General features: G+C 35.1%; 23 protein-coding genes and 1 pseudogene. 19 read left to right on the top strand and 5 right to left on the bottom strand.

What is annotated here, in order from left to right; translation table 11 throughout:
- Positions 1 to 18: 18 nt before the first annotated feature.
- The 9 genes from ACFQ3N_RS13575 to ACFQ3N_RS13535 all read left to right on the top strand — a co-directional run bounded on the left by ACFQ3N_RS13575 (position 19) and on the right by ACFQ3N_RS13535 (position 9,143).
- Positions 19 to 1,077 (top strand): TRAP transporter substrate-binding protein, encoded by a 1,059-nt coding sequence (locus tag ACFQ3N_RS13575; RefSeq protein WP_390363072.1) that lies wholly within the window; start codon positions 19 to 21, stop codon positions 1,075 to 1,077.
- Between the two features lie 74 nt (positions 1,078 to 1,151).
- On the top strand, positions 1,152 to 1,652 hold the full coding sequence (locus ACFQ3N_RS13570; protein WP_390363071.1) for a TRAP transporter small permease: 501 nt from the start codon (positions 1,152 to 1,154) through the stop codon (positions 1,650 to 1,652).
- A 1-nt stretch (position 1,653) separates the two neighbouring features.
- A complete protein-coding gene (locus ACFQ3N_RS13565) occupies positions 1,654 to 2,934 on the top strand; it encodes a TRAP transporter large permease (protein ID WP_390363119.1) in 1,281 nt (426 codons plus the stop codon).
- A gap of 22 nt (positions 2,935 to 2,956) precedes the next feature.
- Positions 2,957 to 3,769 (top strand): creatininase family protein, encoded by an 813-nt coding sequence (locus tag ACFQ3N_RS13560; RefSeq protein WP_390363070.1) that lies wholly within the window; start codon positions 2,957 to 2,959, stop codon positions 3,767 to 3,769.
- Between the two features lie 40 nt (positions 3,770 to 3,809).
- Entirely contained in the window at positions 3,810 to 5,153 is a 1,344-nt protein-coding gene (locus tag ACFQ3N_RS13555; RefSeq protein WP_390363069.1) for an aminotransferase family protein, read from the top strand.
- Positions 5,154 to 5,279: 126 nt separating this feature from the next.
- Positions 5,280 to 5,939 carry a CoA transferase subunit A gene (locus ACFQ3N_RS13550; RefSeq protein ID WP_390363068.1) on the top strand — a complete coding sequence of 220 codons (660 nt, stop codon included), beginning with the start codon at positions 5,280 to 5,282 and terminating at the stop codon, positions 5,937 to 5,939.
- Positions 5,940 to 5,942: 3 nt separating this feature from the next.
- Positions 5,943 to 6,569, top strand: a complete 627-nt coding sequence (locus ACFQ3N_RS13545; protein WP_390363118.1) for a 3-oxoacid CoA-transferase subunit B — start codon at positions 5,943 to 5,945, stop codon at positions 6,567 to 6,569.
- 13 nt (positions 6,570 to 6,582) lie between these two features.
- The gene (locus tag ACFQ3N_RS13540) at positions 6,583 to 7,773 is read left to right on the top strand and encodes a thiolase family protein (RefSeq protein WP_390363067.1); all 1,191 of its coding nucleotides are present in this window, start codon (positions 6,583 to 6,585) and stop codon (positions 7,771 to 7,773) included.
- 11 nt (positions 7,774 to 7,784) lie between these two features.
- Positions 7,785 to 9,143, top strand: a complete 1,359-nt coding sequence (locus ACFQ3N_RS13535; protein ID WP_390363066.1) for an aminotransferase family protein — start codon at positions 7,785 to 7,787, stop codon at positions 9,141 to 9,143.
- Between the two features lie 427 nt (positions 9,144 to 9,570).
- Here ACFQ3N_RS13535 and ACFQ3N_RS13530 read toward each other — a convergent pair.
- Positions 9,571 to 10,062: pseudogene (locus ACFQ3N_RS13530) on the bottom strand (transposase); the annotation flags it as partial.
- A 255-nt stretch (positions 10,063 to 10,317) separates the two neighbouring features.
- On the opposite strand from ACFQ3N_RS13530, the gene ACFQ3N_RS13525 reads away from it, so the two are divergent.
- The 5 genes from ACFQ3N_RS13525 to ACFQ3N_RS13505 all read left to right on the top strand — a co-directional run bounded on the left by ACFQ3N_RS13525 (position 10,318) and on the right by ACFQ3N_RS13505 (position 12,970).
- Positions 10,318 to 10,701 (top strand): hypothetical protein, encoded by a 384-nt coding sequence (locus tag ACFQ3N_RS13525; protein ID WP_390363065.1) that lies wholly within the window; start codon positions 10,318 to 10,320, stop codon positions 10,699 to 10,701.
- On the top strand, positions 10,598 to 11,512 hold the full coding sequence (locus ACFQ3N_RS13520; protein ID WP_390363064.1) for a hypothetical protein: 915 nt from the start codon (positions 10,598 to 10,600) through the stop codon (positions 11,510 to 11,512). The genes ACFQ3N_RS13525 and ACFQ3N_RS13520 overlap by 104 nt, the downstream gene beginning before the upstream one ends.
- Positions 11,513 to 11,658: 146 nt before the next feature.
- On the top strand, positions 11,659 to 11,811 hold the full coding sequence (locus tag ACFQ3N_RS13515) for a hypothetical protein (RefSeq protein WP_390363063.1): 153 nt from the start codon (positions 11,659 to 11,661) through the stop codon (positions 11,809 to 11,811).
- 512 nt (positions 11,812 to 12,323) lie between these two features.
- Positions 12,324 to 12,608 (top strand): hypothetical protein, encoded by a 285-nt coding sequence (locus tag ACFQ3N_RS13510; RefSeq protein WP_390363062.1) that lies wholly within the window; start codon positions 12,324 to 12,326, stop codon positions 12,606 to 12,608.
- Between the two features lie 152 nt (positions 12,609 to 12,760).
- On the top strand, positions 12,761 to 12,970 hold the full coding sequence (locus tag ACFQ3N_RS13505) for a hypothetical protein (protein ID WP_390363061.1): 210 nt from the start codon (positions 12,761 to 12,763) through the stop codon (positions 12,968 to 12,970).
- Positions 12,971 to 13,223: 253 nt separating this feature from the next.
- On the opposite strand, the gene ACFQ3N_RS13500 is transcribed toward ACFQ3N_RS13505, so the two are convergent.
- Genes ACFQ3N_RS13500 through ACFQ3N_RS13490 form a run of 3 tightly spaced genes read right to left on the bottom strand, consistent with a single transcriptional unit; the run spans position 13,224 to position 15,023 of the window.
- Positions 13,224 to 13,436, bottom strand: a complete 213-nt coding sequence (locus tag ACFQ3N_RS13500) for a hypothetical protein (RefSeq protein WP_390363060.1) — start codon at positions 13,434 to 13,436, stop codon at positions 13,224 to 13,226.
- Position 13,437: 1 nt separating this feature from the next.
- A complete protein-coding gene (istB, locus tag ACFQ3N_RS13495; protein ID WP_390363059.1) occupies positions 13,438 to 14,193 on the bottom strand; it encodes an IS21-like element helper ATPase IstB in 756 nt (251 codons plus the stop codon).
- Positions 14,190 to 15,023, bottom strand: coding sequence for a Mu transposase domain-containing protein (locus ACFQ3N_RS13490; RefSeq protein ID WP_390363058.1), 834 nt, complete (start codon positions 15,021 to 15,023; stop codon positions 14,190 to 14,192). The genes istB and ACFQ3N_RS13490 overlap by 4 nt, the downstream gene beginning before the upstream one ends.
- A 158-nt stretch (positions 15,024 to 15,181) precedes the next feature.
- Here ACFQ3N_RS13490 and ACFQ3N_RS13485 point away from each other — a divergent pair, with 158 nt between their 5' ends.
- The 3 genes from ACFQ3N_RS13485 to ACFQ3N_RS13475 are packed head-to-tail and all read left to right on the top strand — an operon-like array spanning position 15,182 to position 18,424.
- Positions 15,182 to 16,426 carry a tyrosine-type recombinase/integrase gene (locus ACFQ3N_RS13485; protein WP_390363057.1) on the top strand — a complete coding sequence of 415 codons (1,245 nt, stop codon included), beginning with the start codon at positions 15,182 to 15,184 and terminating at the stop codon, positions 16,424 to 16,426.
- Complete coding sequence (locus ACFQ3N_RS13480) at positions 16,423 to 17,391, top strand: tyrosine-type recombinase/integrase (protein ID WP_390363056.1); 969 nt, start codon at positions 16,423 to 16,425, stop codon at positions 17,389 to 17,391. Before ACFQ3N_RS13485 ends, ACFQ3N_RS13480 begins: the two co-directional genes overlap by 4 nt.
- Positions 17,384 to 18,424, top strand: coding sequence for a tyrosine-type recombinase/integrase (locus ACFQ3N_RS13475; RefSeq protein ID WP_390363055.1), 1,041 nt, complete (start codon positions 17,384 to 17,386; stop codon positions 18,422 to 18,424). Before ACFQ3N_RS13480 ends, ACFQ3N_RS13475 begins: the two co-directional genes overlap by 8 nt.
- Before the next feature lie 55 nt (positions 18,425 to 18,479).
- On the opposite strand, the gene ACFQ3N_RS13470 is transcribed toward ACFQ3N_RS13475, so the two are convergent.
- A complete protein-coding gene (locus tag ACFQ3N_RS13470; protein WP_390363054.1) occupies positions 18,480 to 19,271 on the bottom strand; it encodes an integrase catalytic subunit in 792 nt (263 codons plus the stop codon).
- Positions 19,272 to 19,702: 431 nt separating this feature from the next.
- Here ACFQ3N_RS13470 and ACFQ3N_RS13465 point away from each other — a divergent pair, with 431 nt between their 5' ends.
- Positions 19,703 to 20,308 (top strand): TetR/AcrR family transcriptional regulator, encoded by a 606-nt coding sequence (locus tag ACFQ3N_RS13465; protein WP_390363053.1) that lies wholly within the window; start codon positions 19,703 to 19,705, stop codon positions 20,306 to 20,308.
- 375 nt (positions 20,309 to 20,683) lie between these two features.
- Complete coding sequence (locus ACFQ3N_RS13460; protein ID WP_390363052.1) at positions 20,684 to 21,562, top strand: BKACE family enzyme; 879 nt, start codon at positions 20,684 to 20,686, stop codon at positions 21,560 to 21,562.
- Positions 21,563 to 21,574 lie beyond the last annotated feature (12 nt).

The raw sequence follows: 21,574 nt of genomic DNA, 5'->3' as shown, positions 1-21,574 counted from the left end.
TTTAGGAGGATAAAAATTATGAAAAAGGTTATTTTAAACTCGATGATAATATTAGTTTTAATGATGCTATTAGTAGCATGTGGTAGTAATCAGGAAAGTTCGAGTGGTAGTGACGGTTCTAGTTCAAGCCAAAATAATACATCATCAGATGAAAGTCAGACAGATGGTACATTAGAAAAATATGAGTTCTCTGTAGCACATAATGCTCCAGCAGATTCTCACTATGATCAGTGGGCACAAAAATTTAAAGAAAAAGTAGAAGAAGAAAACGAGAACATTACTATTAAAATACACTCTCCTGGTTCACTCGGAGCTGAGCGTGAATTAATTGAATCAGTACTTAATGGATCATTAGATATCGCTATATCTTCAGATGCTCCTGTTGTAAATTTTTCCGATGCGGTGGGTGCTTTAAGTTTTCCGTTTTTATTTGAAAATGAAGAACATGCTTATGAAGCATTAGACGGTGAAGTTGGAGAAAAGATAAACAAGTCTATGGAAGAAGCAAATTTAAAAAATTTAGCATGGATGGAGACAGGATTTTATCAAATCTTTTCAAATGAACCTATAAGGACTTTGAACGATCTAGATGGCATAGATATTCGAGCACAAGAAAGTCAGGTACAAATAGATTTCTTAGAGGCATTGGGTACTAATCCTACACCAGTATCATTTGGTGAATTGTATGTTTCTGCTGAACAAGGAGTAATAGACGCATTTACTTCATCTTTTGCAACAGCCGTTCCAAATAACTTACATGAGGTTTCCGATTATATGACGATAAATAATTTATTCTATTCATCAGCTGTAAATGTAATGAATAATGATAAATTCAATGACCTGCCAAGTTCAGTTCAAGATACCTTGTTAAACGCTGCTAAAGAAGCAACAAGTTTTGAAAGAAACTTTATTAAAGAACAGTCTGTTGAATTAAGGGCGACAGCGGAAGAAGAGGGCTTAGAAATTATTGAGGACGTTGATAACGCACCATTCGTAGAAGCTGTTCAACCTGTTTATGACAAATATAGTGATAAATATGGTGATATACATCAAAAGATATTTGAACTTAAAGAATAGATACAAGTTCCTATTAGAATGATGTAGTTCTAATAGGGTAATATATAAAACCCAATTACAAGGGAGTAAATCTAATGCAATTATTATTAAAAATAATTGATAAATTGAATAAATTGGTCTATTTCATAGTTGGATCAATGGCTATTGTTATGTTTCTACTAATAATTTCTCAAATTATTAGTAGAAGTATTTTAAGCAATTCGATTTCATGGTCAGAAGAACTTGCTAGGTATTTGATGATTTGGATAGTATTTTTAGGGGCAGCTTTAGCACTAAGAGAACGTTCTTTAATTGCAATAGAATTACTAACATACCCACTAAAAGATAAGTGGAAAAAACGCCTTCAAATAGTTGTTTATATTATTTGTACAATATTTTTTACCTTTATTTTAATTTATGGTATTGATTTATTGCAATTTGTAAAAGTCCAAAGTTCACCAACATTACCATTTAGTATGGCTATCCCATATGCAAGTATACCAGTAAGCGCAGTATTTTTGATAATGAACTCTTTGGCTATTCTCTTGGAGTTATTTACAAAACGACATGTCGATAGAGAAGGTGAGGTGACCTAATATAGCACTTTTAATACTAATTACTTTAATTAGTTTACTAGCACTTTCTGTTCCGATAGCCGTATCAATTGGACTATCAACTGTTATAGCAGTTTTATACGTTGGAGATATACCTTTAAGCTCACTAGCACAAAAGTCTTTCACAGCATTAGATTCGTTTCCGCTAATGGCGATTCCTTTTTTCATTATGGCAGGTACAATTATGGAATATGGAGGTATATCTAAAAGACTAATTAATTTTGCTAATACATTAGTAGGGTCACTACATGGGGGATTAGCAATGGTTGCAGTTTTAGCTTCGTTATTATTTGGGGCTATGTCGGGTTCTGGTATAGCAACTACTGCTGCTATTGGTGCAATTTTAATTCCTTCCATGGTCAAAAAGGGTTATGATAAAAGTTTCGCAGGGGCAACTCAAGCAATATCAGGAGAACTAGGAGTTATTATTCCCCCTAGTATTAATATGGTTGTTTTTGGGGTAACCGTCGGAGTTTCTGTAGGTGATTTATTTATAGCAGGTATAGCACCTGGCTTCTTAATGGCAATCTCATTAATTATTGGAGTGTATGTAATATCAAAAATAAAAGGATATACCGGTGAATCAAACGATTATACTATAAGACAAAGACTTGCGATATTTATTGATGCTATACCTGCACTACTTATGCCGGTAATAATTTTGGGTGGTATTTATAGTGGTAACTTTACCCCTACTGAAGCTGCAGCAGTTGCTATTGCCTATGCCTTAGTAATTTCACTTTATTATTATCGGGAGATTAAATTAAAGGATATATTTAATATATTTATAAAGTCATCAATTTCGTCAGCAACTATTATGTATATTATGGCGAACGCAGGTTTGTTTACGTGGATTCTTTCGTTTGAAGGAATTCCTCAATTGATATCTGAATACTTTACACAACTAACTAGTTCACCACTTATCTTTTTACTAATAATTAATGTAATGCTATTACTTTTTGGTATGTTTATAGATGGACTAACCGCAATTATTATTTTAGGACCATTATTGATGCCAACTGCAATTGAATTAGGAATTGATCCTATTCATTTTGGAATAATTATGATTATAAATCTAGCTTTAGGAATGTGTACACCACCAGTAGGAATTGGGTTATTTGTAGCTAGTCAAATATCTAATTCGCCTATTGAAAAGATAACCAAGGCTATTATTCCTTTCCTAGCAATTGTAGTTATAAACCTAATAGTTTTAAGTTTATTTCCTGAAATTAGTCTGTTTTTAGTTGAATTATTAGATAAATAATGATTATAAAGGAGAAATTTTAATGAAAACAAATTATTCACATTATACTTGGCCGGAAATTGACAAAATGAGTAAACAAGATGCTGTGGTTATTGTACCTTTCGGGGCCACAGAAGAACATGGTCATCATTTACCATTAGACGTTGATACAAATATTGTGACAAATATATGTATGAGTGCAGCAAATAAAACATCCAAAGATTTAGTACTTCCAGTTATTCCATTTGGTTTTGAGTCGCATCATATGGGGTTTCCTGGAACAATTGATATTCCCTCTTCAATCCTGATAGATTTCGGAAGAGCAGTAACTGGAAGTTTGGCTAAACATGGGTTTAAACATATATTGCTTGTTAATGGTCATGGAAGTAACAGACCAATAATTGATCTCATAGCTCGACATACAATTATAGATTACCCTGAAACATTATGTGCATCTATTTCCTGGTGGGAATTGCAAAAAGTAAGGGATGTATCTGATGAAATTTTAGATAAAGCACCTACTAGTCACGGTTGTGACTTAGAAACATCTGTGTATTTACACCTTAATAAAGAAAGAGTTGATATGGAGTTAGCACGTAAAGATGGTTTAAATAATATAACACCACATTTTTGGAATGATTTATTAGGTAGAAGACCTGAAGGGTATTCCAATCCAGCTAAGATGATGGAAATATGGCATACCATTACTGAAACAGGGGTTAAAGGAGATCCTACCAAATCAACAGATGTTAAAGGGGAAAAATTGTTTAATGCAGCTGTTGAAGAGTTAACAGAGTTATTAGATGAATTTCGCGATCGAAAGCCGAATAATGCGCTTGGTCCAGTATTACCATAGCTTATAAAATATATATTATTGTGAATAAGAGGTGCTTAAATTGACATCAACATCTAATGTTTTTTATCGAGATTTAAATAAGAATTATCCAATAGCATCAAGAGGAGAAGGGATTTATATATATGATAGTAATAAAAAAAAGTATTTAGATGGTTCTTCAGGAGCTTTAGTAGCAAATGTTGGTCATGGACAAAAGGAGATATTTGACAGTATGTATGAGCAAATGAAAAGTATCTCATTTGCTCATACTAGTCAATTTCGGACGATTGTCTTAGAAGAATACGCAAGCAAACTATCAAAAATTACACCAGGAGAAATAAAATATAGCTATTTTGTCTCTGGTGGATCTGAAGCCTTAGATACAGCAATAAAAATGAGTAGGCAATATCAGTTGGAAAGAGGAAGGAGTTCAAAGTATAAAATTATTGCAAGATGGACTAGCTTTCATGGACATACACTAGGGGCATTAAGTGTTGGGGGATATGCAGAATGGAGAAGACCCCAGGAGCCAAATCTAATACCAGTTCATCATATTAATCCACCAAACTGTTTCAGATGTCCTTTGAGTTTAGAATATCCAAGTTGCCAGGTAAAGTGCGCATTAGAATTAGAGGAAATGATTTTACGAGAAGGTCCTGAAACAATATCAGCTTTTGTGTTTGAACCAATTATAGGCTCATCTGCCAGTGCTGTAATAGCACCAAGTGAATATTTCAAAGTAGTTTCTGAAATATGTAAAAAGTACGATATACTCATGATTGCCGATGAAGTAATGAGTGGATTTGGAAGAACTGGCGAATACTTTGCTTGTAATCATTGGGGAATTAAACCGGATATTATTATATCTGCAAAAGGGATAAGTGGTGGGTATGCTCCTCTAGGAGCAGTATTAGTTCATGAAAAGATTTATAAAGCATTTAAAAGTGGAAGTGGTAGGTTTGTTCATGGTTTTACTCACAGCGGTAATCCAGTGAGTGTTTCAGCGGGTTTAGCCACACTTAAATTTATTATTAAACATGACTTATTAAACAATGTGAAGAAATTATCAAGCTATTTAGAAGGTGAATTGAAAAGGTTGGCTGATGAATTTTCTATTATTGGTGATGTGAGAGGTAAAGGTTTTATGTGGGGTCTTGAATTGGTTAGTGATAATAAAGAGATGTCATTTTTTGATCCAGAATTAAAAGTTACTAATAATTTAGTGAAAATTTGTTTTGAGAATGGATTAATTGTATATCCTAGCCAAAAGTTTCATTATGGTGTTTATGGTGATAGCATTATGATTGCACCACCAATAATAATTAGTAAAGATGAAATCGATGAATTAATATCACTTCTTCGAAAATCTCTTACACAGTTAATAAATTATAAAATTACAGGATGATCTGAGATGAATGGGTATCCTCTATTCATAATTATCATTTTATACCTGATAATTGTTTAGAGTTAAGAATACTTTAAGAATGCTTATATCTAAACTAATTATCAAGCTTTATTTTGAGGTGAAAAAATGAATAAACAAATAACTACAGGTCAAATATTACAAATCTTTAAAGATAATCAAACAATAATGGTTGGTGGTTTTGGTATAGTAGGAAGCCCATTGACACTTATAGACCTACTATCGAAATCAGAAGCTAAAAATCTAACTATTATAAGCAATAACTTAGGCGAGCAAGGTAAAGGACTAGGTAAACTAGTTATTAATAAACAGGTAAGAAAAGGGATAGGATCCTATTTTACTACAAATAAAGATGTTGTAGAAGCATATAATAAAAATGAATTAGAAATTAAATTATTACCTCAAGGAACTATGGCTGAGTCTATAAGGGCAGGGGGAGCTGGAATTGGTGGGTTTTATGTAAAAACTAGTACTGGAACAAGTCTTTCAAAAAATTCAGAAATAAGAAATATTGATGGAATAGACTACGTATTTCAAAAACCCTTGAATGCGGATATAGCATTAATTAAGGCAAAGAAATCTGATAAACTAGGAAACTTAATCTATAATAAATCGGCAAGAAACTTTAACCCGATTATGGCAACAGCTGCTGACATAGTTATAGCAGAAGTAGAGGAAATAGATAATGAAAACTACCTATCACCAGAAGAAATAGTAACTCCACATATATTCATTGATTACGTAATTGAAAGTAAGGGAGTGGAATAATTGATGAACATAAAGGAGCATATAGCCAAAAGAGTTTCAAAAGAATTACATGAGGGTGATGTTGTTAATCTTGGTATAGGTATTCCAACATTAGTTACTAATTTTATAGATACAAGTAAGATTTTTATTCACTCTGAAAACGGAATATTAGGTGTAGGCAAATCTCCATCTAAGGGTGAAATAGACATGAATGTGGTTAATGCAGGCAAAAAGCCAGTTACAATTGTAAATGGGGCATCTTTTTTTGATAGTAGTTTTTCATTTTCTATGATCAGGGGTGGCCATATCGATGTGTCGGTATTGGGTGTTATACAAGTATCGGGAGAAGGTTTAATTGCAAACTGGGCTATGCCTGGAAAAGCAGTTTTAGGTGTAGGTGGTGCAATGGATTTACTTGAAGGATCAAAAAAGATTATTGTTGCTACGACTCATACTACAAAAGATGGAAAACCTAAAATTGTAAATAAATTAAGGTATCCACAAACGTCTCTACGTAAAATAGATATGATTGTTACAGAACTTGCTACGTTTTCTTTTGATGAAGATGGAATTTATTTAAAAGAGATTGATAAAAATAGCTCCTTAGAAGAAGTTGTTAAGAAAACAGGAGTTAAATTTAGAGTGAAATAGAAAGGGGTTTAAAATGGTAGTTATTGTAAATGCTTTGCGTTCTCCCATAGGAAAATTGCATGGTAGTTTGTCAGAAGTGAGTGCTGAGAAGCTCATATCAAATGTTATTAAAAATTCTTTTGCTAATCTCGGTTTAGACAAATCGCATGTAGAAGAAGTTATTTTAGGCCAAACTAAGCAGAATTCACATGCTCCTAATATAGCTCGAGTTGCATCTTTGCTTTCTGGAATTCCAGAGAACGTACCGGCACACACTGTTCATAGACAATGTGGATCAGGAATGCAGTCTGTTCATGAGGCATTTCTATTAATAAATAGTGGTTTATCAGAAGTGGTACTTTCTGGAGGAGTTGAAAGTATGTCACAAGCACCATACTACTCAATGGGCAATAGATTCTTAAATCATAAAGCGGGGAATATTACATTTTATGACTCTAATATTGAAAGTCAACCTAACTCACAGCCTAAAGAGATATATGGGGAGTTTAATATGGGTGACACAGCAGAATATTTAGCGAACAAATATAGTATAAGTAGAGAAGAACAAGATGAATACGCTCTAAATAGTCATTTGAAAGCATTGAATGCAATTAAAACAAATCGATTTGATGACGAAATTGTTCCAGTTGAAATAGATAATAGAAATGGCTTTAGCCTGATAACTAAAGATGAACATCCAAGAAACACAAGTATTGAAAAGTTATCTAAATTAAAACCAGTTTTTAGTAAGGACGGTACTGTAACTGCAGGTAACTCATCAGGTCGAAATGATGGAGCTGCTTTACTAACAGTTATGAGTGAAAGGAAAGCGAGAGAGCTAGATCTGCCAATACTTGCTAGGATAAAAGGTATTGCGTCCACAGGTGTTCATCCAAAAGAAATGGGATTAGGACCATTACCTGCATCCCAAAAAGCCCTCAAAATGGCTAATTTACAGTTGAAGGATATGGACTTAATCGAACTAAATGAAGCTTTTGCAGCGCAGACTTTAGCAGTTTTAAAAGAATGGGATATAAATAACACACATGTTAATGTTAATGGAGGTTCAATAGCATTAGGGCATCCTTTAGGGTGTACAGGTACTAGGATACTTGTAACGCTAATTCATGAACTTAGAAAACGCAACTTAAAATATGGACTCACTACAGCATGTATAGCAGGAGGACAAGGTACAGCAACAGTTATAGAAAACTGTCAAGACTAAACATACCAGTTTTGGGAAAGGAGGTAATTAAAATCAATATAAGTAAAGAAGATGATCATGTCTTTCACAGAAATTTAAATCTTGAATATCCAATTATTGACCGTGCTGAGGGTGTTTATCTTTATGAAAGTAGTGGTAAGAAATTTATTGATGGTTGTAGTGGAGCTGTAGCTGCCAATCTTGGACATGGAGTGACACAAATAACTGATGCTATGAATCAACAAGCAAAAAAAGCTGCATTTGTTCACTCACTGAGGTTTGAAACTGAAGTATTATATAAATTATCTAAAGAAATTATAGATTTAGCACCCAAAAATTTTTCAAAGGTATTCTATACATGTAGTGGATCTGAGGCAAATGAAAGTGCTATAAAACTAGTTCATCAATATCACAAAGATCGGGGAAATGAATTTAAAAGGTTAATTGTTGGTAGATGGCAATCATATCACGGCAATACATTAGGTACCCTTTCAATAGGTGGGGATCTGAAAAGAAGAACGTCCTTTTCTGCTTTGCTATATGAACATCCTCATATTAATTCACCAATCACAGATAATGAAGATATGTCGTTAACTAATTATATTGACGAACTAGAGAGTTTAATTAAAAATTATGGTGCTGAAAATATAGGAGCTATTATTTGTGAACCAATAGTAGGCAGTCAACAGGGTGCTATGGTCCCACCATATGAATATTTTAAAAGAATTAAAGATATATGTAAAAAAAATGATCTGTTATTAATAATTGATGAAGTGATGACAGGTTTCGGTAGAACTGGAAAGAACTTTGCGATAGAATATTTTGATGTAATACCAGATATTATTACATTTGGTAAAGGAGTAACTGGGGGATATGCACCTTTAGGAGGAATAATTGTTCATAATGATATTGTAAAAGCTATTCTAGAAAATAGTAATGGGATATTTAAACATGGTTTTACATATAGTGGGCACCCTGTTTTAGTTGCAACCGGACTAGCTGCTATAAATTACTATAAATCAAATGATATTCTTTACAACTGTAATATTCAAAGTGAATACTTATTAAAAGGACTAAATCAAATTTACGATAAATATAAAATGATAAAATCCATTAATGGTAAGGGGCTGTTAATTGGTTTGGAGTTTGTACCTAATAGAGATCATGATAAAGATTTTAAGGCAAGTGAAAAAGTTTCAGAAAGATTAAATCAAATTTCAATGGAAAATGGTTTAGTACTTTATCCGGGTTCAGGTGCAAAAAAAGGCAAATTAGGTCAGCACATTATTATAGCCCCTCCATTAACTGTTAATAATACAGAGATAGATGAAATTTTAGAGATACTAGATAAATCACTTTTAAAGTTACAAAAAGAAATAAATTACAATTAATTTAGTTATTTAATTCACGACTATTCAATATAAACTAATGGACACATTCAAGTTTTTTGAAGAAAATAATAAATAGGGTTGAATGTGTCCGTTAAAAGAGAAGTTAGCTAACAAGTGAACTAATTGTGACTGTGAATAGTATATTAAAAAAAAGCTTAAGCAACTCCTCATTATACACTTCTCTGATAAGTAAAAAACAAAATCATATTTAGTATTATCAACTAAGAATAAACTGGTTTATTTCCTCACACATATTTTCCTTATATTCTTTAATTACAAATTAATGCAATATAAAAAATCCTTCGAACCCAATAAATAAACTAATTAGGAATCTTCTTCTTTTCCGAATATGAATCAATTTCATAATTGCTCTTTTTAAAAATATAAAGACCTACAGAATTTTAAAAATACAGTTTAAAAAATTATTTTAAGCAGCTTGTTGCTGATTTAACAGTGTATTGATACGATCTGCAGCCAATTTTGAAGCATTATAAATAAGCGTTACGATGTCAAAGTCAACTTTTGCACGTTTACCTGTACGATTACGAACATTGTTGAGTTGAAAGTATTCCTTTAAGTAAGCATTGACGCGTTCAACTGCACTATGGCGTTTGAAAATTGTTTTCCATGCTTTTGATCCTCGTGCTGGTGCTGTATATCTTCTGAGATCTGTTGTGATTTTTACTTTATAAACCTTTTGGCAGATACCTTCGTTTGCTAGAGGACAATCACTGCACTCTTTTGGTCTAGTGTATTTCAACGTTTCGTATTTGCCATCAAAACTATCATAACGGTACGAGTGTTCCCTGAAACAGGTCGGGGCAAAATGCTTATCAAAGCCAAAAGGTTCACTTTCATTTTTCTTGTTATAAGCAATGACAGATTGTTGTTGAATATTGCGGATGAATTGAGCCACGGGTGCGGAGTTTTGAGCCAGTGATTGCGGATAAAATGAGCCACCATTTGCGGACTTGAGAGCCAGAGATATAGGAAGAGAATAACCTACATCATTTTCTCATGAGCTATAGATTGCTAGAAGGATTGTACTACTTGATGCTTATATAAAACTTTTCGATCTCATGTCAATACAGGCATGGGCTTATTTTTGTTTTAAATTGACTGAAATTTCCTATGAATATAAAATGAAGTAAAGGATGAGGAGAGGGAAAAAAGAATGCTATCAATCTCTAGGAATGATTTATATGAAAAACTGTGGAGTATAGGAATTACTAAAACAGCTAAAGAACTAAATGTTCCATATAATAAATTGAAAAATGCTTGTACTAGTAATGATATGCCACTACCTACAGCATCTTATTGGAGTAGTTTACATATGGGGAATGAGAAGCCAGTCCAACCACTACTACCAAATCCAAATGATAATCGAATAATTGCTCTTGGAAAAGCTAAAAAACAAAATGCAGTAGCACCTAAAAAAATTATAACAGCTGTAAATGACAAAACATCCATTAGTACCTCTACTGAAAAAAAATGTCGTTTCATCTATAAAGAAAGAAGAAAAGGAAAAACCGACCTATTTTTCATACTTAGAATCTGATCAAGAAAATTTAACTGATATTTATAACATGTTAAATATTAATAAAAATTTATCTAGTAAACCCCATAGGGAAATAGTGAAATACCGCAAAAAAACTCAATCATATAGAGAAGATAAATTAAGAATTAAGTCAGCTTCTGGTGAAATCATTCCAGAAATTTTACCTTTTATCGATAGTTTATTTAAAGCACTTGAAAAGGCAGGAGCAAAAATCGTTAGTAAGTTTGATGAAACACAAGTACTGTATAAAAAATATACTATCTTATTAAACTTTAAAATTCCCTGTAAAAAAATAATGTTCTCACCAGATGATAAAGAGTATTCAACTTACAACACATTTAAGTATGAAACAACAGGAAAAATAATTGTTGAAGTAGGTTACAAGTTGTATTGGCGTAATTGGAGTAAAAATGAAAAGTTAATGAAACAAACGAAAACTATGACGGCTGAAGATTTATTAAGAAAAGTATTCTTAAACATATTTTCACTTCCATCAATCATTGATGAAGAAGAAAAATCCTATATAATAGCGGAAAAGAAAAGATTGAAAGAAGAACAGGAGAGAGAATTACTTAGAAAGCGGCGAGAAAAAGACTATAAAAGAACTCAGGATTTGCTGAATAATTCGATGAACTATTTTAATTCGAACCTAATCAAAGAATACATTTCCGCTGAACTAGATAAAACAACAGATGAATATGAATGGGCTATGAATAAAGCTAATTGGATTCAAGATTCAAATAAATATCAAGATGACCTATTAAGAGAAGAAGACAAAAAAGTATTATTAAATATAAAGACAACTATATAAGTAATTTTGGGTGCCTATCACCATCCGGATTTATTTCTAAAAAATACTAGTTGACGGGGGAGTTTCGATGAGAGAGCGTCATGGATTGGAGATATCTCAATGCTTTCTGAAGAAGTGGAAATCCGTATAGCTAAGTATTTTTTCATATGTATTTACCTGATGACATAATGCAGGAAGTAAAAGAGAAACTATTACCTCCATGTGGCTGGCTGGATGAAGAGAAATTGGACCATGTTGAACTTGTTCGCTCAGCTCTTGAAATCATTGATAAACAACTAGACGGGAAACGCTTTAAATAAGATAAGCAGCAGCTATTGGAGGCTTCTACGTTTCTAATAGCTGTTTATTCTTTAGTCCTATTGGCTCTCGACTCAGCACTTACTGGCTTAATCGTCCACAAGTGGTGGCTCAAAACTCCGCACAGCTGGCTCATTCTGTCCGCAATAATCATAGAATGATTTAAAACCACTTGGGAGGGAAATTTTCCAGAAACCTTGTTACAAGAAAAATGATTTTACCTAAATACCGAAATGCAATGGATCTAATTGTGAATGTTTAGGCTGGTTCTGGAATTTGATGATTCATTACGTTTATCTATTTTACTCTGGGTTACGTTATTTTTTCGGCTGCATCAGGACTTTAATCGTTATGATATTGGCAAAATACTAAAACGCGTCAGAGATATCATGTAGGTAATTTAATTCATGAAAATGGTTATAGAAGAAAACTAAGTGAAGCTATAGAAAAAGGATATAAACCACATTTAGCTTTCCCGTATACGGATAGAACGTATTCATCGAATCGACTTTCTGTGCCTTTCGAATGCTGGCTCTCCGATAGAAGAAGACCTGATTTTGATGATCTGTTACAAGAATTAGGATTGCCTAAAGACTACACAGAAATGGATTTGTTGCAAGCAACTGGCGGTCGATTAGCAACTGACTCTTATGAGTTTGTAAACCCGATATATGTAAACGATAATCATTTTGAATTAGACTTTTATATTGCTGGTTGGCGTTATTATGATGGTGAAGAAATCTTCAATAATTTAAAACCCGGTGATAAGGTAGAGTTTAAACGTATGAAGCAAAGATAGAAAAATTAAATCCAAAAGCCGTTCCACAGAGAAAGATAAATATCTCAGTCATTAGAAAATTGAACAATACTTTTAATATGCACCATGTTTTTAGTAAAAATGATGAATTGCAGCTAATTAAACAATAAGATCCATCTTGCTTTATGTGCAGGATGGATCATTATTTCTTAATATTTCTCGATTTTGTTTTTCAAATCATAGTTTTTTTCTCTACCGTAACTGGTATTGAAATTCAGCGAGATTGCAGAAACTACCCAGATACGAAAACGATAGAATTCCTAGTAGAAGTTCCGACAAATGAGAAGGAAACGATTCGATTTAGGTATGTGGTAGATCATAGTATTAATGTGAGTATTCGGTAGTAGTTTGGGAGGATTGAAGAGGTCTTTACCGAAAAGACCCATTTGAGAATGTTGCATAGGAATTAATTTCATACGGAAAATTTCATGTAATTTCTAACTTGATTACGGCCACGTGATTTTACCACCCTTGCCATGTTTTTTACCAGTGTTCGCCACTGAATTTACCACACAATGCCAACACCTTTACCAACCATCATAAAACCCTACAGATTACTAGTTTCATAAACTGTAGGGCTTTTCTTTTACATTGTTGTTAATTAGAATTGTTTTTAAAGTACTTTATAATTATTTTTCTAGAACCCTCAAAAATGTCCTGTTCATTCCATTCATGAGGAAAGGGTTCATTTCCATAGGTGTCCATCAACTGCGTTTCTAGTTCCTTGGGGAACGGATACCAGTGCTTGTATCCGACACAGTAGAAGTATTCCTCCAACTCCCTTAGGTCTTTTTTCGTCATAATTGTCATATCAGATTTCTCCACTTAACCCATGGCGCTCACGCATGGAGACTTCTCCATCTATCAGGATTTGATAGGAGTCATGGATAATTCGGTCTAAAATAGCTTCTGCTATCGTTTCATTACCTAATTTAATATGCCATCCACTAGGGTCGATTTGTGAACAAAAAATAGTAGAAGCTAACTTGTGGCGAGCTTCTGTGATTTCCAGTATGATTGCTGCTTCATCGGTTGATAAATCTGTCAGTAACCATTCATCAAGTATGAGTAGGTCAACCTTCGTGTATATTTTAATAGATTTCCGGTAGCTTCCGTCTGCAGCTAATTTTGCGAGTGATAATTCATCCAATAGTTCCGGTAGGCGAATATATTTCACTTTATAAAATTGACGACAAGCAGCTACTCCGAATGCACTTGCTATATATGATTTACCTGAGCCAGTGGCTCCTTTCAATATGATATTATGACTGTCTTGTATATAATTACAGCTAGCCAATTTTAGAATCATTTCTTTATTTAATCTTCTGTCCTCGTGGTATTCTATATCTTCAATACAGGCATTTGAATTTAAAAAAGTAGCTGTTTTTATCAAGCGTTGAAGCTTATTGCTCTTCCGACGGGAATGCTCTAAATCAACGAGTAAAGAAAATCGATCTTCGAAATTCATCTTTTGAAACTCCTTGTTTGATGCTTGCTCTTTATAGGATTCCGCCATTCCATTCAACTTCATTTCGTGTAATTTAGAAAGCGTTTGATCATTCATCATTTGTCTGTTCCTCCATAGTAATGAGCTCCTCTTGTGAAGCCAAAATTATTTTCACTAGTTTCTGTTTTGCGTTTCATTTCTTGCTCGGCATCATTCTTTTTATTGCTCTTTAAGATGGTTTGAATACTCTTAACCGTAGGCCTTTTTGTCATAGAAATAATCATTTTACATGCACGTTCAATTTCATATTTGGTATAACGGCGCTCAGACTTTTTTAAAGAAAATATTGACTGTAACGCTAGTTTTTCAGTTTGAGAAGTATCTAGAATATATTTAACGACAGTCAATGTGGAAGCTCCCATACTTTCAGCCCATTCAAATGCAGCTTCTGGTGTTTGGTCCACAAATAACTTATGATTATCAGGCATATGATCACGAATAGTAGATAATTGGCCGAATTTCCCATATAATCGTTTATGGGAAGCTACCCGCATATGATTGAAATAAACTTCAACTAGGTCGTCTGAAAGTTTCACATCTACCCCTCGGTTGATATACTCATATGGCAAAGAATAAAACATACTATCGACAGAGATGTGATAGTCAGGACGTACTTTCGCTGTTTTCCATTCAGACATTTTGTAAGGCGTTGATGGTAGAGGGGAAAGTGCGAATTTCTCCTCTTCCTCAAATGCCGACAGACGACACCCTTTTTTACGAGTAAAGGGACGTTCATTAAATTCAGCTAACTTCTTCCAAACTTCTTCATTTAATTCATCGATACTGAAACAATGTGTATTTCTTAAGGCTGCAATGATCCATGTAGAGATGACATTAACTGAACCTTCTACACTGGCTTTATCCTTGTTATCCTGAATTCTTGATAACAAGGATTATTCCGAAGTTTTTATTATTCCGAACATTTAACTGCTTTTCCTTATTTATCACGTTAAGGGAGTTAAATGTTCGGGATAATTGTTGTTCATTTTTTCCACCCACTTCATAATTAAATCGGGATGTTCCCAAATATAATTATGGAGGCGAAAAGATGAAAGAAATTTTAATGACAGAATTGATTACCCAAGCTAAGGGGGCAATAAAACCAATCCAACATAGTGCATCTACAGTCTATCAGTATGGATTGGCATGGGATGAACTGACTCATTTTTTTGAATCAAACGGGCAATCATACTTTTCCGAGGAATTGGCAAATCGTTTTGTATTAGAGTCGAAGGATAATCTTGACAAAGGACTGATTAAGAACTGGCGTTATAAACTCAGACGCCTTTCTGTGCTGATTCTTCTTGAAGTTCTGAAAACAGGCAGTTATAGCTGGAAATTCCATTTTGCGGATGCCAACAGCCCTCTTTCCATCGAAATGAAGCAGTTGCAAGCCGATTATGTGGAAGAACTTATCCGTTCCGGAAAAGGTAATGGGACACGCAGGTGTTATGAGACACTTTCGAGGCAGTTTTTAAAATATGTACATTTAGAACTCAATAAAAATATATCTGATCTCCGGCTCGATGACGTTCGAAGTTTTATTCCTTATATAGCAAGATCTTACCAAAGCACCAGTATGCGAACTGTACTATCTGCACTTCGGTCCTTTTTGAAATATCTCTATAAAGAAAGTGCGACTAAAGAAAAATTAGTTCTGGCAGTTCCAAGCAGCGGTTCGAGAAGAACCGCTGTTGTACCAACTATTACACAGGAAGAAGAAGACCGTCTACTTCAGTCAATCGACCGTTCCACCTGTATTGGAAAGCGTAACTATGCCATGGTGCTTTTGGCAATGCGCACAGGGCTTAGAAGCATTGACATTACAAATTTAGAAATATCCAGCATTGACTGGCGGAATAAGACAATCGCCATCGTACAACAGAAAAACGGAAGGCCTTTAATGTTACCTATTCTTACAGATATCGGTAATGCATTGTCTGACTATATACTAAATGCAAGACCTCAAAGCAGTCTTCCCTATGTTTTTCTGAGATACCAGGCACCATACACAAAATTATCTCGTTCCAACTGTTATGCCATCAGTTGTAGCATCATGAAAAAGGCGGACATCCGGCAGTCAGGAAATCAGCGGAAAGGATTTCATATTTTCCGCCATACTGTGGCTGCAAGAATGCTTTCACAGGAAATATCACTTCCTGTGATATCCAATACATTGGGACATGGCTCCATGTCCTCCAGCAAGGTATATCTTTCAACAGATGAAAAACATTTGAAGGCATGTGCTCTCACATTTCAAGGTATTGAAGTGACAAAGGAGGAACTGTTATGAAGTATCCTTATAATAGTAATTTCAGGATCTATATAGAAGGTCTGGTTGAACAGAAGCAGTCTCTTGGATACCCTTATGTCAGTTCAGGAAGGATCTTACGCACGTTTGATAAATATTGCATAAAATATTTTCCTAATGAACATACATTAACCTCTGACATTGTCATGAGCTGGGCATCATTAAAAGAAAATGAACACCAAAATGGGCTTATGCGTAGAATTACACCTATAAGACAGCTGGCAAAATATATGAACACTATCGGAATTGATGCTTATGTCTTATCTTCCAATATACCGAAAAAGCAAATACGTTATGTACCACACATATTTACAAGTCAGGAACTGTCTAAATTTTTTAAGGCAGTAGATGCCTGTCAGGTGAGCGCTTTTAGTCCAGGTCGACATCTAGTCATACCGGTACTTTTTAGGCTCCTATATAGTTGCGGGCTTCGGTCGTCTGAAGCACGAATGCTTCAAGTGTCAGATGTGGATTTTAAATTGGGGTCTGTATTTATCCGGGAATCGAAAGGTCATAAAGATAGAATCATATATTTGTCTGACGATATGTTACATCTATGTAAGATGTACGATGAAAGAATCCAATTCCATTATCCTAATAGAATTGCATTTTTCCCAAATCAGAAAGGAAACTTCTATAATCGTAGCCTGATAAACTACTGGTTTCATTTATTCTGGGATAACCTTACCGTAGCGAAGACATGCACAGGAAATCCTCCAAGAGTTCATGATTTCCGCCATACTTTTGCCGTTAACCGGCTGAACCAGTGGGTGAAGGGAGGGAAGGATATCAATGCATATCTTCCATATCTAAGCATGTATCTAGGTCACGAAAATCAGATAGATACAGATTATTACCTGCATCTGGTTCCAGAGTTCTTCCCTGTGTTCCGCGATAAGTCCAGGGGAATATCTGAAAACCTCCTTCCGGAGGTGGATTATGAATAAGTCGATAGAAGGTACCTTTTTTAAATATGTCCGCAGCTTCCTGACGGTGTATTTGCCAAGAAATAAATGTTATAGCCTTAACACAATCAAAGCATATCGGGATACTATAAATCTCTTACGGCTTTTTCTGTCGGATCAAAAGAAGATTCCTTTTACTAAGATTACTTTCGAAATGATTAATCATGGTTTGGTGTACGAATTCCTAGAATGGCTTCAATCATCGAGAAACTGTAGCATTTCTACCAGAAATCAACGGCTAGCTGCACTAAAATCTTTTCTGCATTATTGTACAATTGAAGAACCCTCGCTTACAGCAATATACATGGATATTCAGGACATAACAGCTCTTCGGGAGATGAAAAAGGGAGTATCATATATGTCGCAGAAAGTGTTGAAAACAATTCTGACACAGCCTAATGTAAAAGACAAACTCGGTCTGCGGAACCGTTTCTTTATGATAGTCATGTATGATACTGGTGGACGTATACAGGAAATCCTTAATCTAAGGCTTCGGGATATTTCTCTCGATCTGGATATCCCATGCATCTATCTTACTGGCAAGGGAAATAAGGTTAGGGCAGTTCCTTTAATGGAGAAAACTATTCTTCATTTAAAAGAATATCTAAAAATATTTCATTCAACAGGTTTAGAAAACACCGATGACTATCTGTTTTATACTGTAATTAAAGGGAAAAAGGGAGCAATGTCCCCCGATAATGCCTCTGTATTCATAAAAAAATATGCCGAACAAGCAAGGACTACCTGTCCAGAAGTCCCTAAAAAGGTACATGCACATTTATTTAGACATAGCCGGGCGATGCATTTATATCAATCAGGTATCCCGCTTTCTTATATAAAAGATTTCCTTGGACATGAAAGTTCTACAACAACGAGCATCTATGCCTCGGCCGACACTACCATGATAAGGGATGCCCTTGAAAAAGCAGCCAAACTGGATAGCAACTCAACTAGTGAGATCCCAGTTTGGGAAGGTAATGAGGATATGATATTAAAACTTTGTGGTTTGAAATAGCATGACCGTCTGTCTATAGTTATCCCGAAGATAATAGAATTTGTGGCTGTTATTATCAACAATAGCAGCCGTAATTCGGGATAATAAAAACTTCGGAATAATCTTTTGGTGTGCGCACCCGTGCAGGCATGACTACAGTATTATAGTAATCTGCCATTTCCCTATAAGTTGGGTTTAACACTAACTCACGTGTAGTATGTTTCGTGACGCTCGCTTTAAGGTTATCTGGCACAATAATTTGTGTGGTACCACCAAAATACTTATACGCATGGTTATGTGCGGTTATCCATGAGTGTAAATCCATCGATAACGTGGCTTCTGCATACGAAAATTGACTACAAGGCAGTGTCGCAACGAAAACATACGCTTTTACCTTCTCGCCAGTATCTCTATCAATGATGAAGGATGTGGATCCTGCCCAATCAACCTCCATGATTTCGCCTGGTTTTCTACGGATACGTAAAGTGGCTTTATACTTATCGGCATATTTACTGTAATGTCGCAGAAAACTGCGATACGAGTAAGGAATCTTTTGATTCGCACGACACTCAGCTTCGTATTCATGGTGGAGAAGGGAAAGCGTCACGTTAGGCTTCGCCAACTCTTCATGAATATAATCAAGTTTCAATGGTTGTCGTCCAGAACCCTCCATAGTTTTCTCTGGAAAGAGAAACTCCTCGATCCATTGATCCGTCATTTCTTCGTCTAACGGAAACACTAATCCTTTCTTTTCAGCCAAGCTGATGATCTCTGTTACTTTTTGACGAGAGTTACCGGTACTTGCGGCAATGCCTCTGAGACTGATTCCCTCATCGTTTAATTCCAATATCTTTTGATAATGGATCATAAAAAAATACCTCCATATAATAATGTCACACCCATAGGTGTGCTCATTAATTATACAAAGGTATTAGGTGGTAAACGCATGGCATTTACTGGTACATTCTTTGTCATTCAGTGGTAAAAAGTATGTCACAAGTGGTACATTTCAGTGGCCGTAATCATCTAACTTGAACGTGGTTGATTTTCTGATTTGGCGGTAAATCAGAACTATGAATAGGGCACGGATATAATTTATCAGCGAATTTGAAGATTTATCAGCACTTATGGATGTTTTATCAGCACTTTTAGGAATTTATCAGCACTTTTGGCTACTTTATCAGCGAAATATGAAATTTATCAGTATTTGCATATTTTTAAGTTAATTGAAACGATAAACCAAGTTAAAATAGTATAATGCCGCCAATGAAATACGGATTTAATTAACTATTTTAGGATTTGCAAAAAAACCGTCCGGGTAGTATAGTAATATTGCATGTACCTCCATTACTAGAAAAGGGGATTGAAATGGGTCGAAATTCAAGAAAGCAGGAAATCCTTGATGCTGCCTCGAATATTGTCAGCGAACAGGGCATTTTTAATTTAACACTGGATGCTGTAGCTAAACAAGCGGGTATTAGCAAAGGTGGTTTGCTCTATCATTATCCTTCTAAAGAAGCGTTGGTAAAGGGAATGGTTGATCATCTTACGAACAATTATAAAGAGAAAATAGTCCATAATACTGAAATCGATCCAACTGATAAGGGGAAATGGACACGTTCCTATGTTAATGTCACATTTAACCAAACCTACACAAATAAAGATATGAACTCTGGATTGCTGGCTGCAAAAGCTGTTAATGCTGAATTACTAGATCCAATTCGTCACCTGTATTCGGAGTGGCAGGAAGAGATCGAAAACGACGGACTTGATCCGGTCAAGGCTACCATTATACGATTGGCAACAGATGGAATATGGCTTGCAGAGCTTTTTGATATACATCATATTGAGAAAGAAAAGAAAGAAACCATTTATAAAATGTTAATGGATTGGGCAAATGAATAGAACGTTTTAGGAAATACCATCACCCAGGATGGTATTTTTTTAGCAAATAAAACTTTCTTATTTGCATAAGAGCAACTAGGTCATTCGCCATAAAGGTTTGCACTCCAAAGCATAAGGGTTTCTAAGAAAGCAAAGTACGTACCAAGAATCCCTTTTACGAATGCCAAGTTTTCTAATGGATTTTTTAATAGTCCAATACCCTAGATTCATCAACGGTTTTGGACTATTTTTATGTACTGCACAAATTAATTGGTGATATTTTCCTGACAAAAAGGCTGTTGCATATAAACCGTCTGGATGGTATAGTATCACTTGTGAACATAAACCGTCCGGATGGTACATAAATATAACGCTTTACAAGAGAGGAGAATTTATATGAGTAAAAAGGTCATGTTAACTGCAGCGGTGACAGGTGCGGGAGATACAACCAGTAAAAGTACGCACGTTCCAGTAACACCCAAAGAAATCGCTGAAGCTGCTATTGAATCTGCAAAAGCTGGCGCAACTGTAGCACACGTTCATGCTCGTGATCCGCATACTGGTGGAATTAGTCATGAGGTGGATCATTATCGTGAAATTGTCGATCGTATTAGAGAATCTGAAACGGACGTCATTATCAATATAACCTCAGGTGGTGGCGGTGACTTTATACCAAGTTTGGATACACCTGCTGCTGGAGGCAATGGTACAGACATACAGCGACCGGAAGAACGTCATGAACCAGTTGGGGAACTACTGCCGGAGATGTGCACACTCGATTGCGGGAGTACGAACTTTGGCGACATGATTTATATGAGTCCCACTGACTGGTTAAGAAAGCAAGCAAAACTGGTACAGCAAAGTGGTGTAAAGCCTGAGCTTGAGTGTTTTGATACCGGGCACCTGCGTTTTGCTAATCAATTAATACATGAAGGACTTATTGATGGGGATCCCATGTTTCAATTCTGCTTAGGCATCCCGTGGGGGGCAGCAGCGGATGCGGAGACGATATTATATTTAAAAAATCGTCTTCCGGAAAATGCGCATTGGTCAGCATTTGGGATTGGACGAATGCAACATCCCATAGCTGTACAGACAGCAATGCTTGGTGGAAATGTTCGTGTAGGCCTAGAGGATAATTTATACCTTAAAAAGGGCGTACTAGCTCGTAACGACCAGCTCGTAGAAAAAGCAGTGAACACGTTGCATGAGAACGATATAGAGATTATGACACCAGAAGAAGCACGAAAACAATATGGTTTGAGAACCCCTTAAGGAGGAAACAAA

The sequence above is a fragment of the Virgibacillus byunsanensis genome, from assembly GCF_042675965.1.
In the GTDB taxonomy this organism is placed as follows: Bacteria; Bacillota; Bacilli; order Bacillales; family Amphibacillaceae; genus Virgibacillus_R; species Virgibacillus_R byunsanensis.
This window is presented reverse-complemented; position numbering and strand designations above follow the sequence as displayed.

Coding starts and splice junctions, on each gene's coding strand:
- ACFQ3N_RS13575 (WP_390363072.1), top strand. CDS start 19: ATGAAAAAGGTTATTTTAAACTCGATGATAATATTAGTTTTAATGATG.
- ACFQ3N_RS13570 (WP_390363071.1), top strand. CDS start 1,152: ATGCAATTATTATTAAAAATAATTGATAAATTGAATAAATTGGTCTAT.
- ACFQ3N_RS13560 (WP_390363070.1), top strand. CDS start 2,957: ATGAAAACAAATTATTCACATTATACTTGGCCGGAAATTGACAAAATG.
- ACFQ3N_RS13550 (WP_390363068.1), top strand. CDS start 5,280: ATGAATAAACAAATAACTACAGGTCAAATATTACAAATCTTTAAAGAT.
- ACFQ3N_RS13545 (WP_390363118.1), top strand. CDS start 5,943: ATGAACATAAAGGAGCATATAGCCAAAAGAGTTTCAAAAGAATTACAT.
- ACFQ3N_RS13540 (WP_390363067.1), top strand. CDS start 6,583: ATGGTAGTTATTGTAAATGCTTTGCGTTCTCCCATAGGAAAATTGCAT.
- ACFQ3N_RS13525 (WP_390363065.1), top strand. CDS start 10,318: ATGCTATCAATCTCTAGGAATGATTTATATGAAAAACTGTGGAGTATA.
- ACFQ3N_RS13520 (WP_390363064.1), top strand. CDS start 10,598: ATGACAAAACATCCATTAGTACCTCTACTGAAAAAAAATGTCGTTTCA.
- ACFQ3N_RS13515 (WP_390363063.1), top strand. CDS start 11,659: ATGTATTTACCTGATGACATAATGCAGGAAGTAAAAGAGAAACTATTA.
- ACFQ3N_RS13505 (WP_390363061.1), top strand. CDS start 12,761: ATGGATCATTATTTCTTAATATTTCTCGATTTTGTTTTTCAAATCATA.
- ACFQ3N_RS13500 (WP_390363060.1), bottom strand. CDS start 13,436: ATGACAATTATGACGAAAAAAGACCTAAGGGAGTTGGAGGAATACTTC.
- istB (WP_390363059.1), bottom strand. CDS start 14,193: ATGATGAATGATCAAACGCTTTCTAAATTACACGAAATGAAGTTGAAT.
- ACFQ3N_RS13485 (WP_390363057.1), top strand. CDS start 15,182: ATGAAAGAAATTTTAATGACAGAATTGATTACCCAAGCTAAGGGGGCA.
- ACFQ3N_RS13480 (WP_390363056.1), top strand. CDS start 16,423: ATGAAGTATCCTTATAATAGTAATTTCAGGATCTATATAGAAGGTCTG.
- ACFQ3N_RS13475 (WP_390363055.1), top strand. CDS start 17,384: ATGAATAAGTCGATAGAAGGTACCTTTTTTAAATATGTCCGCAGCTTC.
- ACFQ3N_RS13470 (WP_390363054.1), bottom strand. CDS start 19,271: ATGATCCATTATCAAAAGATATTGGAATTAAACGATGAGGGAATCAGT.
- ACFQ3N_RS13460 (WP_390363052.1), top strand. CDS start 20,684: ATGAGTAAAAAGGTCATGTTAACTGCAGCGGTGACAGGTGCGGGAGAT.